This window comes from Corynebacterium marquesiae (assembly GCF_030229635.1).
GTDB classification, from domain to species: Bacteria; Actinomycetota; Actinomycetes; order Mycobacteriales; family Mycobacteriaceae; genus Corynebacterium; species Corynebacterium marquesiae.
Genome location: NZ_JASPII010000001.1, coordinates 107,591 through 121,555, shown reverse-complemented (window position 1 = coordinate 121,555; position 13,965 = coordinate 107,591). Strand labels below are relative to the sequence as shown.

Here is a 13,965-nt window from a genome sequence, read left to right as displayed (position 1 = left end):
GGGTCTTCCATGCAGACCAGAGTTCGAACGCAGTGATAGCGGCAGGGATTAATGTGAGGAGCATTGCGGTTTCCTAAATCCTCTCGAAAAGCGCTTCTGTGAGTCCTTCAGTTCCCGCTGGCGAGTCATTATTTGCGAAGGCAGCGCGATTTTCCTTCGGGTCAATGACGAGCATTGTGGAATAGCCAGAGGTACCGCCGTTGTGCCAGAAACTCTTGCCGTCATCATTCTTCTGCCATCCATAGCTAGTGTCGCCATGTTCCATAAACCATGCAGTGAAAGCTGCCATGTCCTGGGCGGTGGACCGAACGGCTCCAGCTGCGGCAGGGCATCCTTCCATCTCCCAAGGCTCAGCTTCTCGGCCTGCGGCCGTGAGCCCACGAGGGGCATCGTCAGGGACGGAACCTGGTGTCATAAGGTAGGTTTCCTTCATTCCGGCGGGCTTAAGGATTCTCTCGTGGAGCAATTGTTCGTATGGCGTGTCGGCGGCGGTTTCTAAGGTGTGGCCGAGCAGTGCGTAGCCCAAATTGGAATAGGATTCTGTGCCACGATCTGCAAGCTCTGATTCGGTTGCTGAATCCACGATATCTTCTGTGGATACACCTGCGTACGGGTTTGAACCGGTGATGCTAAAGACAGCAGAAGAGAAAGTCATGGCTTTTGCCTGTCTGGGCAAACCCGAGGTGTGATCGAGTAGCTCACGAACTGTTACATCGGAGACTGGTGAGTCACCGACCTCGAGGACTTCACCCATCGTGGTGTCGAGGCGAATTTTTCCCTCTTCTACTAGTTGGTGGGCAATTTCTGCGGTGAACATCTTGGTTACAGAGCCGATTTCCACCTCGGTATGCTCATCGGCGCCGAGTCCGGCGAAGGTGGCCTTTCCCTGATCAAGTGTGAAGGCTGTGAGGTTGTTGAAACCAGCTTCCGGGTGTTCCCGTAGGTGTGTAGAGAGTTCCGGATCTCCGGTTGCGGTATCGGCCATCGAGATTCGCTGGGGTCCAACGATGAGTAAGAAGGTGGCCGATACCACGGCTGCGACGGCGGCGAGGGCTAATTTGCGCATTAGTGAGCCTCGCTTGCGGTAATGATGGTCAGGAGAGGAACCACTCGGGCGGCTCGAATTGCGTATTTTCCGCCTGCCTTGGTAGTCCAGCCCGCGCTCGTGAGGGCGCTGAGGTGGTGATAGGCCGTACCGGTAGACGTGACGATTTCTTCTTCGACAAGTTCTGTGGCGCTGGCCGGTGCGGTAAGGAGCCGGCGCAGGATGGCGCTACGAATCGGGTGGGCCAGAGCGGCAAGGCGGTCGAGGTTCTCGGACCAGTCGCCATGTGTCACTGCTTCTGTAGGCTGCTGCCATTGGTAGATATAGGAATTCTCACCGATAGTGAGGTTGCCACCAAAGATTACGGACCCCTCGGGAAGCTCTTCAGAAGGCTCGAGGGCATCCGCAAGCCACATGGTGGACTCGTCAGCGGAAGCTTCTGCCGAGGGTGGTGTGGGTTGTTCGAGCTTGGCGACGCGCTCCTCGAGGGCTAAAACTCGGGATTCTATAGATTCCATAGTTCTAGAATTCCAAAAAGCTAGAACTTTGGCAACGTGTTTAAGAAATCAGCGGCCACGCCGTCGAGACGTCCGAGGCATCGCGGCCCTTTCCCTCTAGATACTTCTTAAAGGCGACGCGGTCCTCATACCACTTGACTGCCTGGAACTCCATGAGTTCGTTTTCCTCCATCTGCGCCAGGTTGGGGTAGTGTTGGCGAACCTGCTTCCACGCCACGCGGGCGGCCGCTAGGGCATCGGCTGTAGCTTCGTGGGCGTTGCCCAACTCGACGCCGTAATGTTCGCACACTGCGCCAAGGGTGCGTTTTCCTTTTCGCCACTTATCGCTGACGCGGTCGATCACATAGGGGTCATAGACCGGGCCGGTTACCGTAAAATCACCGGTAAGGCTGCGCAATACGGTGAGATCAAATGCTGCGTTGTAGACGATCAGCGTCAGGCCATCCTCCCATGCAGCCTTGATTGCCTCGACCGTATCTTTGAGCACAACTTCGTGGGGGCGGCCCTCTGCGCGGGCCTTTTCCGTGGTGATTCCATGGACATTGGTCGCTTCCTGTGGAATTTCGATTCCGGGATCGGCTAGGTGCTCAATTTTTTGCACATCGCGGCCGTCAATGCGGACCAGGGCAGAGGTAACAATGCGGGCTTGTTTAGGGTTGGCCGAGGTGGTCTCAAGGTCGAAGGCGAGCATGCGGGAGGCGTCGAAGTTCATGATTCATACCTTAGTAGCTAGCTCCGACACGAGGGATAGCTACACTTGTGCAGCGTGACTAATCCAGTTGATCTGCACCGTGAATGGAACGACCTCGCGCAGGAAGTGCGCCGCCACCGCAATCTGTACTACAACGGTGAGCCGGCTATTCCCGACGCCGACTTTGATGCACTCTTTCAGCGCCTTCTTGCGCTAGAAGAAGAGCACCCAGAGCTTGCCGTGCCTGATTCGCCCACCCAGCAGGTAGGCGCCGCTCCGAGCGGCGGCGAAGATATTGAGCACCTTGAGCGCATGATGAGCTTGGACAATGTTTTTAGCGCTGGCGAGATGCAGGATTGGTTGGATAGAACTCCGGCACAAACTTATCTCACTGAGCTGAAGATTGATGGTTTGTCTATCGATTTGGTTTATCGTGATGGGCGTTTGACCACCGCTGCGACTCGTGGCGACGGCACGGTGGGCGAGGAGATCACTGCCAATGCACGCGTAATCGAGGATATTCCGCACGAGCTGACGGGGACTGATGAATACCCAGTTCCGGAGCTTATCGAGATCCGTGGCGAGGTATATATGTGCCCCGAGGACTTCGAGGAGATCAATGAGGAACGCGTGGCTGAGGGCAAGGATAAATTTGCTAATCCGCGCAATGCCGCGGCCGGTGGACTGCGCATGAAGGATCCCGCCGAGGTGAAAAAACGCCGCCTGAAAATGGTGTGCCACGGCTTGGGTGCGCGCGAGGGATTCTCGCCCAGCTCACAGCACGATGCCTATAAGGCGATTGCGGCTTGGGGGCTACCCGTTTCCCCGTATACCAAGCAGGTGCACTCGGCCAAAGAGGTTCAGGAAGAGGTGGCGCATTGGGCAGAACACCGCCACGACGCCATCTTTGAAATGGACGGACTCGTGGTCAAGGTGGATGATTTGGCTTCGCAGCGCGCACTTGGTTCGACTTCCCGCGCGCCGCGCTGGGCCATTGCCTATAAGTATCCGCCGGAAGAAGTGACCACGAAACTCAAGAATATTGAGGTGGGGGTAGGGCGTACCGGGCGAGTGACGCCCTTCGCCATTATGGAGCCGGTCTTTGTCTCCGGTTCCACGGTGTCCATGGCAACCCTGCACAACCAATCCGAGGTCAAGCGCAAGGGCGTGCTCATCGGGGATACCGTCATTATCCGCAAGGCGGGCGAAATTATTCCGGAGGTCCTTGGGCCGGTGCGCGAGCAGCGCGATGGTAGCGAGTATGAGTGGACCTTCCCAGAGAACTGTCCCGCGTGTGGTACGAAATTGGCCCCGCAGAAGGACGGCGACGCCGATTGGCGTTGCCCCAATACACAGTCCTGTCCGGCGCAGCTCTCGGCACGCCTGGAGTATCTGGCTTCCCGCAAGGCGTTGGATATTGAGGCTTTGGGCGAGAAGGGTGCGATGGATCTGATCGACAACGGCATTCTCGTTGATGAGTCGGAGCTTTTTGAGCTCACCGCGGAAAAGCTATTGGCCTCAGATGTCTATACCGCAAAGAAGGACACCAAAGACAAGCGCTCTAAGAAGGAGGGCAATGTCAAGGTCAATACGGCAGGCCAGAACTTGCTAAACAACCTGGAGGAGGTAAAGGGACGCGACTTCTGGCGCGTCTTGGTCTCGCTGTCCATACGTCACGTGGGCCCGATTGCGGCTCGGGCGCTTGCTTCCCGCTATGGTTCCATGGACAAGCTGCGGGCTGCGAAGACGGAGGAGCTTGCAGAGGTCGATGGCGTCGGCATGACCATCGCGCAATCCTTCCACGATTGGTTCGAGGTGGATTGGCACCGCACGATTGTGGACAAATGGGCTGCTGCGGGCGTGGCCATGGAGGTAGCGGCCGAGGATCACAAGGAGCAGACCCTCCAGGGCTTGACCATTGTGGTTACCGGCAGCTTGGAGAACTTCACCAGGGATTCCGCGAAAGAAGCTATTGTCTCGCGCGGCGGCAAGGCCACCGGTTCGGTGTCGAAGAAAACCTCGTACCTAGTTGCCGGCGAAAAGGCTGGCTCGAAGGAGGATAAGGCTCGCGAGCTGGACATCCCAATTCTCAACGAGGCGCAATTCCAGCAACTACTCGAAACCGGCGAAGTCTAATTCGCTTCAGTTACTTCAGGAAGCTGCCCAAGATAGTGCCGATGTGGCCCAAGTGCTCGACCTCGGAGGCGAGGTAGTCAGGGCCGCCGGTTCGCCCCATGGCGATGACCAATCCGGTATCGCCGAGTGGGGCGGCGGCGAGTGCGGAGTCAAGCAGGGACCAGCTTTCTGGCACCCACTCGTCGCGCTCGGGATGGAGGACGCGGGCGCTTTCGACCTCAATGTCGTGAGGAACGGTGCCGTCATCTTCCGGGGCGGCGTTGGAGGAGGCCAGGCGGCGGATAGGCTCGTTATTATCAATGACGATGCACCAGGTGGAGGTGAGTGCCTTCGGGATGGCCGCGACGACCTCTTCCATGGCCGCAGTGACATTGGTGGCATTAGCTACACGCGCGAGCAGCTCAATCTGGCCGCGGCGGTCTACTCGGCCGCTAAACGGGCGGATGGAGTCAATTTCCACGCCGTCGACGGAGGAGGCGGCGGTGATGAGGACATCGGCCATGGCGCCTTGGGGCAGCTCGATGACAATGTCATCCATAACAGTGCCGTCGGGGAAGTTTTCTACGATATCGACCGATTGGATATTGCCGTCGACGAGTCCAAAGGCGTCGGCAAGCTGGCCCAGGCTGCCAGGGGCATCGGGGAGCAGTACACGGATCAAAAAGGACAAGGTCTCGCACGCTTTCGGTAGTTTGTAGTCCCAGACATGATACGTGCGTCACAATGCAGGCTTCAAGCAACGCAAATTTGGGGTGACGCGGCAACCGTCGCGGTAGGTGCAGTACCATGGGTCGTTAGCAATTCACATAGTACATGCATCGTGTGAATATTTTTCACCCGCATGTCGATTATGCAGATAAAGGATGGAGTTCGCGTGTCTGAGATTTCGCGTGATGAGGTAGCCCACCTCGCCAAGCTTTCCCGCCTGGCCCTCAGTGAGGAAGAGCTAGCCCAGTTTGCAACGCAGATTGATGAAATTGTTGATTCCGTTTCCGCGGTAGGAAACGTGGATACCGAGGGTGTGGAGCCGATGAGTCACCCGCACTCCGTGGACGCCCCGATGCGCGAGGACGTTATTGTGCGCACCCTTACTGCAGAACAGGCTTTGGATCAGGCGCCGGCCGTAGAGGATGAGCGCTTCGTCGTGCCACAGATTTTGGGAGGAGAATAAATGTCTAACCTGACCGTTCCTGCGGAGGGATTGACCTCCCTGACCGCCGCCGAGTTGGCGGAAAAGATTCACTCCCGCGAAATTACCTCCCGCGAGGTTACTCAGGCCTTCCTGGATCGCATCGCAGAGACCAATGAGGAGCTTAATTCCTTCCTGCACGTGGGGGCGGAAGAAGCCCTCGCGGCTGCCGACGCCGTGGATAAGGCCCTCGATGCCGGCGAAGAGCCAGCTTCTGGTCTGGCAGGCGTGCCCCTGGCGCTGAAAGATTTGCTCGTTACCACCGATGCGCCGACCACCGCAGCCTCCAAGATGCTGGAAGGCTACGTTTCTCCCTACGATGCCACCGTGACCAAGCGTCTGCGCGAGGCCGGAATTCCCATCCTGGGCAAGACCAACCTGGACGAGTTTGCCATGGGTTCTTCTAATGAGAACTCTGCCTTTGGTCCGGCTCATAACCCTTATGACACCGAGCGCACCCCGGGCGGCTCGGGCGGCGGTACCGCAGCTGCACTCGCTTCCGGCCAAGCGCCACTCGGCATTGGTACCGATACCGGTGGCTCCATCCGCCAGCCAGCCGCGCTGACCAATACTGTGGGTGTTAAGCCAACCTACGGCACCGTGTCCCGCTATGGCCTTATTGCTGCCGCATCTTCCCTGGATCAGGCCGGCCCGTGTGGCCGTACCGTCCTCGACACCGCGCTCCTGCACGAGGTCATTGCTGGCCACGATGCCTTCGATGCGACCTCCGTGGATAAGCCGGTAGCACCGGTTGTCGCCGCCGCACGCGAAGGTGCCAAGGGTGACCTTTCTGGTGTCAAGGTCGGTCTTATTAAGCAGTTTGAGCGCGATGGCTGGCAGGAAGGCGTGATGGAGAACTACCACGCCGCCGTTGAGCAGTTGCGCGAGCAGGGTGCCGATATTGTTGAGGTTGATTGCCCGCATTTCGATGACGCCTTGGCAGCGTACTACCTGATTATGCCGTGCGAGGTCTCGTCCAACCTGGCACGTTTCGATGGTATGCGCTATGGCCTGCGTGCGGGCGATGACGGCTCCCACTCCGCCGAGCAGGTCATGTCCCAGTCCCGTGCAGAAGGCTTTGGCCCTGAGGTCAAGCGCCGCATCATGCTGGGTACTTATGCGCTGTCCGTGGGCTACTACGATGCCTACTATCTGCAGGCGCAGCGCGTGCGTACCCTCATTGCGCAGGACTTCGCTCGTGCCTTCGAGCAGGTTGACGTGCTCGTTTCCCCGACCACCCCGACCACGGCATTCAAGCTGGGGGAGAAGGCCGAGGATCCGATGGCAATGTATAACTTCGATCTGTGCACCCTGCCGCTAAATCTAGCCGGCCTGTGTGGCATGTCTGTGCCCTCCGGTACGGCGAGCGATACCAACCTGCCGACTGGCCTGCAGATCATGGCGCCGGCATTCGCGGATGACCGCCTCTACAAGGTGGGCGCTGCCTATGAGGCTGGCCGCGATAAGTAAATCGTCGCCTGTGGAGTCCCTAACGATTCCATAAAGGTTTCTTTGCTCCCGTTGAATTTATATTCGGCGGGGGTAAATTATTGGGCATGCATTTCAAGAAGACCGCACTATTTTCGTTGTCCGCCGCTGCACTGATGGGCGCGGGTATTGCCAACGCCGCGCAGGTGCCCTCCGTTGATCCCGGGTTCAGCATGACCGCGCCGACTCAGTCTGACCTGATTTCTCCGCTGCCGAAGGGTGCGGAGAAGCTGGAGCCCCAGATCGAGGGCCAGACGATCACTGGAACTCTCCACTCCGTTAAGGAAGAAGGCAAGCTTAGTGTTGGGTTTGCCAAGGACCACTCCTTGGTGATGAATGATGGCTGCAATACCTACACCTCTACCTACGAGGTGGCTAAGGATGGCACCATCAGCGTGGGCGAGTTCAACTCCACCCGTGCGGCTTGCGATGAGCACACCCAGCAGCTTTCCGACGCCCTGCTGGGCCTCTTTGAGTCCAAGCCTTCTTTCTTCAACCTTCCCGGCGGCACCGTAGCCTTGGGCAGCAAGGAAGCTGCGGCCGAGTTTACTGTTGACAAGTAAAAACTCGTAGCACACTAAAATTTAAAATGCGCACCATGTCTTCGGCCATGGTGCGCATTTTTGTGTGGGGGACTATTTGGCGTCGGAAAGCGCATAAGCCGCGCCCGCCGAAGCCGCGGTCACGCTAAGGACGGCTGGCCAAGCGCCAATCTTCTTAGCCAACGGGTGGGAGGCGCCGAATGCACCCACGTAGAGTGCGCACAGGCCGGCAGTGGTAACCGGGGTGGTTTTCTTGGCCCAAGAGCGACCCGCCCAGACACCGGCAGCGGCGAGGATTACGCCGCCCAGCGGGCGAATTCCGGTCTCGCGGGCGGTGACCCAGCCACCGATAAGGCCGAGGGTAACAGTGGTGGCGGTAGAAACGTCTTGGGGCTTTTTAATATCGATCATGGACATGTGACCAGTCTAGGTCGACATTTCTCGGCCCGCTAGACTCTAAGGCCATGACTGTGGAGACGCATCTGCCGCCCGAGCGCCAAGCATGGCGCGCCATGTTTGCATTGTCCCTCGGATTCTTTGTGTCCCTGCTGGACCAATCCATGGTGGCGGTGGCGCTGCCTGATCTGCAACGTGAGCTGAACGCAGGCGTAAACCACACCATGTGGGTATCCGCGGCCTATTTGCTGGCTGTGGTGGTGCCGCTGCTCTTTGCCGGCCGCTTGGGCGATGTTTTAGGCCAGCGCCGGATGTTCTGTTTGGGCGTGGGCGTTTTCGGGCTGGGTGCGGTGGCGTGTGCCGTGGCGCCCACTGTGGAAGTACTCATTGCGGCGCGTGCCGTGCAAGGCATGGGTGCGTCCCTCCAGATGCCACAGACCATGTCCGTTATCAATCGCATCTTCGCGCGTGAGCGGCGTGGGCGCGCACTGGGCGTATGGGGTGTGATCGGCTCTGTAGCAGCACTTGCCGGTCCACTCGCCGGCGGGTTCCTTGTGGGGCACTTTGGGTGGCAAGCCGCCTTTTGGGCACACGTTCCCTTCGTGGTCCTAGCCATTGTCTTCGCGCTGCTGTGGGTGCCTGAGTTACCCACGACCGCGCAGTCTATCGATGCGCCCTCGGCCATCGTTTCGCTCATCGCCTTGGCAGCAATCGTCTTTGGCATTCAGCAGGGCCCGGTGCTTGGCTGGGGTTGGACCATCTGGTTGATCCTGCTCGCTGGAGTTGCCGCTAGCGTCTGGTTTATTCGATTGCAGGCAACCGCCCAGGCCCGCGGGTCGAGTCCGCTGGTGCCGCTGGCGTTATTTAGTGACCGTAATTACCTGGCGGGCTCGGTAGGCATCATCGCAATGGGGTTTATGGCTGCTGCGGTGATGCTCCCCATCATGCTGTGGCTGCAGACCATGCAGGGAGTGCCTGCAGACGAAGCCGGCATCATCGTGGCTCCTATGGCGCTGGTGTCTCTCCTGATATCTCCGCTGGCTGGAATCATGGCGGATCGCGTCAATCCACGGATTCTTGGGGTAATGGGATTTTCTATCCTTATCTTCTCGCTCCTTGCGGCATGGTGGGTCATGCAGGTCGACGCCCTTCCGTGGGTACTCGGGCTGCCTATTGCCGGCCTAGGTGTGGGGCAGTCGTTCATTTGGGGTTCCAACGCAGCCACCACCTTGCGCGATATCTCACCGGAACTTATGGGCGCTGCCTCCGGTGTGTACAACACCTCCCGCCAGGTGGGATCCGTGGTGGGAGTTGCCCTGGTATCCGCAGTTATGCAAACGGGTAGCCCAGAGGCGGCAATTATTAATTCGCTGCTCGTCATCGTGGCTGCGCTGGTGGTGGGCCTGGTTTCTGCCCTAGGTTTTAGGGACACTCTGCAGGCCTAAAAATCGCGCGCTAGATTGGTAGGTATGCGTCTAGGTGTTTTAACGTCCGGCGGCGATTGCCCCGGCCTCAATGCTGTAATCCGTGCGGTAGTGCGTACCGCGTCCAATGAATTTGGAGATACCGTTGTAGGTTATGAAGACGGCTGGGTGGGCCTGATGGAAGACCGCCGCCGCGATCTTTATGACGATGCGGAAATCGACCGTATTCTGTTGCGTGGCGGCACCATCCTGGGCACCGGTCGCCTGCATCCGGATAAGTTCAAGGCCGGCCTTGACCAGATTAAGTCCAACATGGCGGATGCCGGGGTAGATGCTCTAGTCGCCATCGGTGGTGAAGGTACCCTCAAGGGTGCAAAGTGGCTTTCTGATAACGGCGTGCCGATAGTGGGCGTGCCGAAGACCATTGATAATGACGTCAATGCCACCGACTACACGTTTGGTTTCGATACTGCGGTTTCTGTGGCCACCGATGCTATCGACCGTCTGCACACCACCGCGGAGTCCCATAATCGCATCCTGATCGTGGAGGTTATGGGCCGCCACGTGGGATGGATTGCCCTGCATGCGGGCATGGCCGGCGGTGCGCACTACACCGTGGTACCGGAAGAGCCCTTCGACATCGCGGAGATTACGAAGGCGATGGAACGCCGCTTCCAGATGGGTGAGAAGTACGGCATTATCTGCGTGGCAGAAGGCGCCCTCCCGAAGGAAGGGACGATGGACTTCGAGGCTGGCGGCGTCGATCAGTTCGGTCACCAGACCTTTAACGGCATCGGCCAGGTAATCGGCGATGAAATCAAGGCACGCACCGGGTATGACGTGCGTACGACCGTGCTGGGGCATATCCAGCGCGGCGGCACGCCGACGGCCTATGACCGCGTCCTTGCAACTCGTTACGGTGTACATGCAGCCCGTGCTATTCACGAGGGCAAATCCGGCATGTGTGTTGCCCTGCATGGTGAAAATATTGACCTAGTTCCACTCGAAGATGCCGTGGGCCAATTGAAGACGGTACCGGAATCGCGTTACCGCAACGCCCAGGCGCTCTTTGGCTAAAGGCATTCCGTGTTCCGAATATTAAGATAGCGCTCCCACTGGGTGGGAGCGTATTCTTTTGTTCATGAGTATCGATAGCATGACAGATAATCGGGTAGAGGTGCCCTCTGCGCCCTCCGCAGCACAAGACCGTCAAGCGCTCATTGCAGCGCTAGGCTTTCCCGTGCTCGTGATTATCGGTGGCGTGGTGGGATACCTCGCGCCAGAAACCGCAGCTTCCTTCGCCCCCCAGGTCACCCCGCTGCTGGGGATTGTCATGTTCGGTATGGGCCTAACCCTCAAGCCGGTGGATTTTGCTTTGGTGGCACGCCGTCCGCTGCCCGTTTTCATTGGAGTGGTAGCGCAGTTCGTTATCATGCCGCTGGTGGCGCTGCTGGTAGTCGCGGTGATGGATCTTCCCGATGCTGTAGCTGCCGGCGTTATCCTTGTAGGATGCGCGCCCGGCGGTACGAGTTCCAATGTGGTGTCTTATCTTGCGCGCGGTGATGTGGCTCTGTCGGTAACCATGACGTCCATTTCCACCCTGTTGGCGCCGGTCCTTACCCCATTGTTGACCTTGTGGCTGGCAGGGGAGTACATGCCGGTCTCCGCTTCAGCCATGGCGGGGTCCATTGTCAAGGTGGTTCTCATTCCCGTCGTTGCCGGCATCCTTATCGGCATGCTGGTTCCGCGCCTGGTGGCAAAGATTAACGCGGCATTGCCGTGGATCTCGGTTGCGGCCATTTCGGCCATCGTGTGCATCGTGGTCGGCGGCGCGCACGACACCATCGCTACGGCGGGTGCGCTGGTCTTTGCGGCCGTAGTTGCCCATAATGCCTGTGGCTATCTGCTGGGCTACATTGCAGGAGCGGTCACCAAGCAGCCGATCTCCGCGCGGCGCACCATGGCCGTCGAGGTGGGCATGCAAAACTCCGGCTTGGCCACCTCCCTGGCATCGACCTATATGAACCCATTGGCCGCCCTACCAGGTGCCGTCTTTTCAGTGTGGCACAACCTCTCTGGTGCGGTGCTTGCAGCCATCTGCCGCTATTCGGATTCCCGGAAGTAGGGCGGAAGAACTGCTAAAAAATAATCGTGACCGCAGGGTAGGACTCGTCTACATACCAGGGCTCTTTTTGCACGGTGAGTGGGGGCTGGCCTTGCTCGAAAGATAGGGTGTCGCCGTCTTTGACGGTGGCGCCTTGCAGAACATGGTCTGCGATATTGGCCAGCTTGTAATAGAGATCGGTGGGATCCATGGATTCGGTGGCCGCCTGGACTTCCGGGTGTCCGGCTTGGACCAGCCCAACGGTATAACCCAAGATTTTGTTTTCTTTTTGGGTAAGCCACACCGGAGCGATGTGCATTGGTGCAAGGTTATCCCGAACGGCCTCGAGGAAAGTATTCGGCGCGATAGAAACGTTGCCGCGCGGGTTATGGACTATCAGGCAGTCGGGGTGCTCGGCTACCACCGCAGTGGCCTTGGAGAGTAGCTCAAGGTGATCGCGGCGGGCCTCGCGGAATTGCTTCGCGCGATCAAGTTCGGTCTCACGGGGAAGCACGGACACGAGGATTTGTGCGGTGGCGGAATCGAGGCCGCGGGCATCCGCGCTCAAAATGGGGTGGAGGCCATAGCTATCGCGGGTGGGAGGGGTATCGACGGCTTGGTAGTGCAATAAAAATGAATCATTAAGCTCAACCATGATGCTTCCTGGATTCTTACCCGGTGTGATTTCTCCCAGGCGGTCGCCAAAAGTGGTGGTCAGGCGCTCGCTTACCTCCTCAGGGGTAGGGGCAGTGCGGAAGACTGCGATGTTGATCAATGGGGCATCGATAAGGGTGGCATCAACGCTATGTGGTGTAGTCATAATATTCAGCTTAGGGGCGTGAGCGCGCGGGCGCATGGACGTATTAAGATGGCACGCATGACTGCTGCGATGTATGACCTGATGGACTTCGATGAGGTCCTAGAAAAGTTCGAACCGGTAATGGGCATGGAAGTCCACGTAGAGCTGGATACGGAAACCAAGATGTTTTCTACCTCTCCTACGAACTTCAACGCAGCGCCTAATTCCAACGTTGACCCGGTATCCCTGGGCCTTCCCGGTGCGCTGCCGGTAGTTAACTCCAAGGGTGTGGAGGGTGCCATCAAGATTGGGCTTGCGCTTAATTGCTCCATTGCGGAGTCCTCACGCTTTGCCCGCAAAAATTACTTTTACCCGGACCAGCCGAAGAATTACCAGATTTCCCAGTACGACGAGCCGATTGCCTATGACGGCTACCTGGACGTTGTGCTGGAGGACGGCACCGAGTGGCGCGTAGAAATCGAGCGTGCCCATATGGAGGAAGACACCGGCAAGTTGACCCACCTCGGTGGTACGGACGGTCGTATTCACGGCGCCACGGCGTCCCTGGTGGATTGTAACCGTGCGGGTATTCCTCTCATTGAGATTGTTACCAAGCCGATCATTGGCGCCGGTGAGCGCGCGCCCGAGGTGGCTAAGGCCTACGTTTCCGCCCTGCGCGAGCTCGTTGCAGCCTTGGGCGTTTCCGACGCCCGCATGGACCAAGGCTCTATGCGTGTGGATTCCAACCTATCCCTGCGCCCGGTGGGCCAGGAAGAGTTTGGTACCCGTACCGAAACCAAGAACATTAACTCCCTGCGTTCCGTGGAGCAGGCGGTTCGCTTCGAGATGCAGCGCCAGGCGCAGGTGCTCGAAGATGGCGGCACTATTGACCAGGAAACCCGCCACTATCAAGAGGCCGATGGCACCACCTCCAAGGGTCGTCCGAAGGAAACCGCGGAAGACTACCGTTACTTCAATGATCCGGACCTGCCGCCGGTCATCGCCCCGCGCGAGTGGGTAGAAGAGCTGCGTCAGACCCTTCCGGAGCTGCCATGGGTTCGCCGTGCGCGCATCCAGGAAGAGTGGGGTATCAAAGATGAGGAGATGCGCGACCTGGTTAATGCCGGTGCCCTCGACCTCATCGTGGATACCGTCGAGGCCGGTGCGAAGCCAGACGAGGCACGCTCCTGGTGGGTTTCCTACCTAGCCGGCAAGGCCAACGAGCAGGATACCGATCTTGCTGGTTTGTCCATTACTCCGCAGCACGTGGCGCGCGTTATCGCGCTCGTCAACGAAGGCAAGCTGACCACCAAGCTCGCGCGCAAGGCCGTCGATGGTGTGTTGGCGGGCGAGGGTGACGTCGACGAAGTCGTCGAAAAGCGTGGTTTGGAGGTCGTGCGCGATGACGGCGCCATCGAGAAGGCCGTAGATGACGCGCTGGCCGCCAACCCGGACATTGTGGAAAAGTACCGTGCCGGCAATAAGAAGGTCACCGGTGCCATCGTGGGTGCGGTCATGAAGGCCACGCAGGGCAAGGCCGATCCAGGCCAAGTCAATAAGCTTATCGCAGAGAAGCTGAACTAAGACCCCCAAAGAACCAGCCGCGCTTTCCCTCCTCAACGAGAGGGGCGTG

14 protein-coding genes are annotated in these 13,965 nt (G+C 58.6%); 8 read left to right on the top strand and 6 right to left on the bottom strand.

The window, feature by feature from the left end; all coding sequences use genetic code 11:
- Positions 1 to 73: 73 nt before the first annotated feature.
- From QP971_RS00550 to QP971_RS00540, 3 genes are read right to left on the bottom strand one after another with little or no spacing between them, the layout of a single operon-like run.
- Positions 74 to 1,066, bottom strand: coding sequence for a serine hydrolase domain-containing protein (locus QP971_RS00550; RefSeq protein WP_284810507.1), 993 nt, complete (start codon positions 1,064 to 1,066; stop codon positions 74 to 76).
- A complete protein-coding gene (locus QP971_RS00545) occupies positions 1,066 to 1,563 on the bottom strand; it encodes an ArsR/SmtB family transcription factor (protein ID WP_049377146.1) in 498 nt (165 codons plus the stop codon). The genes QP971_RS00550 and QP971_RS00545 overlap by 1 nt, the downstream gene beginning before the upstream one ends.
- Positions 1,564 to 1,603: 40 nt before the next feature.
- Positions 1,604 to 2,275, bottom strand: a complete 672-nt coding sequence (locus tag QP971_RS00540) for a 3'-5' exonuclease (protein ID WP_269953397.1) — start codon at positions 2,273 to 2,275, stop codon at positions 1,604 to 1,606.
- A 45-nt stretch (positions 2,276 to 2,320) separates the two neighbouring features.
- On the opposite strand from QP971_RS00540, the gene ligA reads away from it, so the two are divergent.
- Positions 2,321 to 4,390, top strand: a complete 2,070-nt coding sequence (ligA, locus tag QP971_RS00535; protein WP_431831064.1) for an NAD-dependent DNA ligase LigA — start codon at positions 2,321 to 2,323, stop codon at positions 4,388 to 4,390.
- Positions 4,391 to 4,400: 10 nt separating this feature from the next.
- On the opposite strand, the gene QP971_RS00530 is transcribed toward ligA, so the two are convergent.
- A complete protein-coding gene (locus QP971_RS00530) occupies positions 4,401 to 5,060 on the bottom strand; it encodes an ACT domain-containing protein (protein ID WP_049377149.1) in 660 nt (219 codons plus the stop codon).
- A gap of 204 nt (positions 5,061 to 5,264) precedes the next feature.
- Here QP971_RS00530 and gatC point away from each other — a divergent pair, with 204 nt between their 5' ends.
- The 3 genes from gatC to QP971_RS00515 all read left to right on the top strand — a co-directional run bounded on the left by gatC (position 5,265) and on the right by QP971_RS00515 (position 7,630).
- Positions 5,265 to 5,561 carry an Asp-tRNA(Asn)/Glu-tRNA(Gln) amidotransferase subunit GatC gene (gene gatC, locus QP971_RS00525; protein ID WP_005327681.1) on the top strand — a complete coding sequence of 99 codons (297 nt, stop codon included), beginning with the start codon at positions 5,265 to 5,267 and terminating at the stop codon, positions 5,559 to 5,561.
- Positions 5,562 to 7,049: an Asp-tRNA(Asn)/Glu-tRNA(Gln) amidotransferase subunit GatA gene (gene gatA, locus QP971_RS00520; RefSeq protein WP_284786699.1), complete on the top strand. Its 1,488-nt coding sequence runs from the start codon at positions 5,562 to 5,564 to the stop codon at positions 7,047 to 7,049.
- A gap of 86 nt (positions 7,050 to 7,135) precedes the next feature.
- Positions 7,136 to 7,630, top strand: a complete 495-nt coding sequence (locus QP971_RS00515) for an META domain-containing protein (RefSeq protein WP_284810502.1) — start codon at positions 7,136 to 7,138, stop codon at positions 7,628 to 7,630.
- Positions 7,631 to 7,702: 72 nt separating this feature from the next.
- On the opposite strand, the gene QP971_RS00510 is transcribed toward QP971_RS00515, so the two are convergent.
- Complete coding sequence (locus QP971_RS00510) at positions 7,703 to 8,026, bottom strand: hypothetical protein (RefSeq protein WP_049377152.1); 324 nt, start codon at positions 8,024 to 8,026, stop codon at positions 7,703 to 7,705.
- A 47-nt stretch (positions 8,027 to 8,073) separates the two neighbouring features.
- On the opposite strand from QP971_RS00510, the gene QP971_RS00505 reads away from it, so the two are divergent.
- The 3 genes from QP971_RS00505 to QP971_RS00495 all read left to right on the top strand — a co-directional run bounded on the left by QP971_RS00505 (position 8,074) and on the right by QP971_RS00495 (position 11,554).
- Positions 8,074 to 9,450, top strand: coding sequence for an MFS transporter (locus QP971_RS00505; RefSeq protein WP_284810501.1), 1,377 nt, complete (start codon positions 8,074 to 8,076; stop codon positions 9,448 to 9,450).
- Between the two features lie 24 nt (positions 9,451 to 9,474).
- The gene (locus QP971_RS00500; RefSeq protein WP_049377154.1) at positions 9,475 to 10,506 is read left to right on the top strand and encodes an ATP-dependent 6-phosphofructokinase; all 1,032 of its coding nucleotides are present in this window, start codon (positions 9,475 to 9,477) and stop codon (positions 10,504 to 10,506) included.
- 79 nt (positions 10,507 to 10,585) lie between these two features.
- Positions 10,586 to 11,554 (top strand): bile acid:sodium symporter family protein, encoded by a 969-nt coding sequence (locus QP971_RS00495; RefSeq protein ID WP_419126976.1) that lies wholly within the window; start codon positions 10,586 to 10,588, stop codon positions 11,552 to 11,554.
- Between the two features lie 13 nt (positions 11,555 to 11,567).
- Here the strand turns inward: QP971_RS00495 and QP971_RS00490 are convergent, their stop codons facing one another.
- Complete coding sequence (locus QP971_RS00490; RefSeq protein WP_284786704.1) at positions 11,568 to 12,353, bottom strand: DUF4261 domain-containing protein; 786 nt, start codon at positions 12,351 to 12,353, stop codon at positions 11,568 to 11,570.
- Between the two features lie 57 nt (positions 12,354 to 12,410).
- On the opposite strand from QP971_RS00490, the gene gatB reads away from it, so the two are divergent.
- On the top strand, positions 12,411 to 13,916 hold the full coding sequence (gene gatB, locus QP971_RS00485) for an Asp-tRNA(Asn)/Glu-tRNA(Gln) amidotransferase subunit GatB (protein WP_284786705.1): 1,506 nt from the start codon (positions 12,411 to 12,413) through the stop codon (positions 13,914 to 13,916).
- Positions 13,917 to 13,965 lie beyond the last annotated feature (49 nt).

What these genes read in the sequence shown, in the direction of transcription:
- QP971_RS00515 (WP_284810502.1), top strand. Translation starts at nt 7,136, where the DNA reads ATGCATTTCAAGAAGACCGCACTATTTTCGTTGTCCGCCGCTGCACTG.
- QP971_RS00510 (WP_049377152.1), bottom strand. Translation starts at nt 8,026, where the DNA reads ATGTCCATGATCGATATTAAAAAGCCCCAAGACGTTTCTACCGCCACC.
- QP971_RS00505 (WP_284810501.1), top strand. Translation starts at nt 8,074, where the DNA reads ATGACTGTGGAGACGCATCTGCCGCCCGAGCGCCAAGCATGGCGCGCC.
- QP971_RS00495 (WP_419126976.1), top strand. Translation starts at nt 10,586, where the DNA reads ATGACAGATAATCGGGTAGAGGTGCCCTCTGCGCCCTCCGCAGCACAA.
- QP971_RS00545 (WP_049377146.1), bottom strand. Translation starts at nt 1,563, where the DNA reads ATGGAATCTATAGAATCCCGAGTTTTAGCCCTCGAGGAGCGCGTCGCC.
- QP971_RS00540 (WP_269953397.1), bottom strand. Translation starts at nt 2,275, where the DNA reads ATGAACTTCGACGCCTCCCGCATGCTCGCCTTCGACCTTGAGACCACC.
- QP971_RS00490 (WP_284786704.1), bottom strand. Translation starts at nt 12,353, where the DNA reads ATGACTACACCACATAGCGTTGATGCCACCCTTATCGATGCCCCATTG.
- QP971_RS00550 (WP_284810507.1), bottom strand. Translation starts at nt 1,066, where the DNA reads ATGCGCAAATTAGCCCTCGCCGCCGTCGCAGCCGTGGTATCGGCCACC.
- gatB (WP_284786705.1), top strand. Translation starts at nt 12,411, where the DNA reads ATGACTGCTGCGATGTATGACCTGATGGACTTCGATGAGGTCCTAGAA.
- gatA (WP_284786699.1), top strand. Translation starts at nt 5,562, where the DNA reads ATGTCTAACCTGACCGTTCCTGCGGAGGGATTGACCTCCCTGACCGCC.
- QP971_RS00500 (WP_049377154.1), top strand. Translation starts at nt 9,475, where the DNA reads ATGCGTCTAGGTGTTTTAACGTCCGGCGGCGATTGCCCCGGCCTCAAT.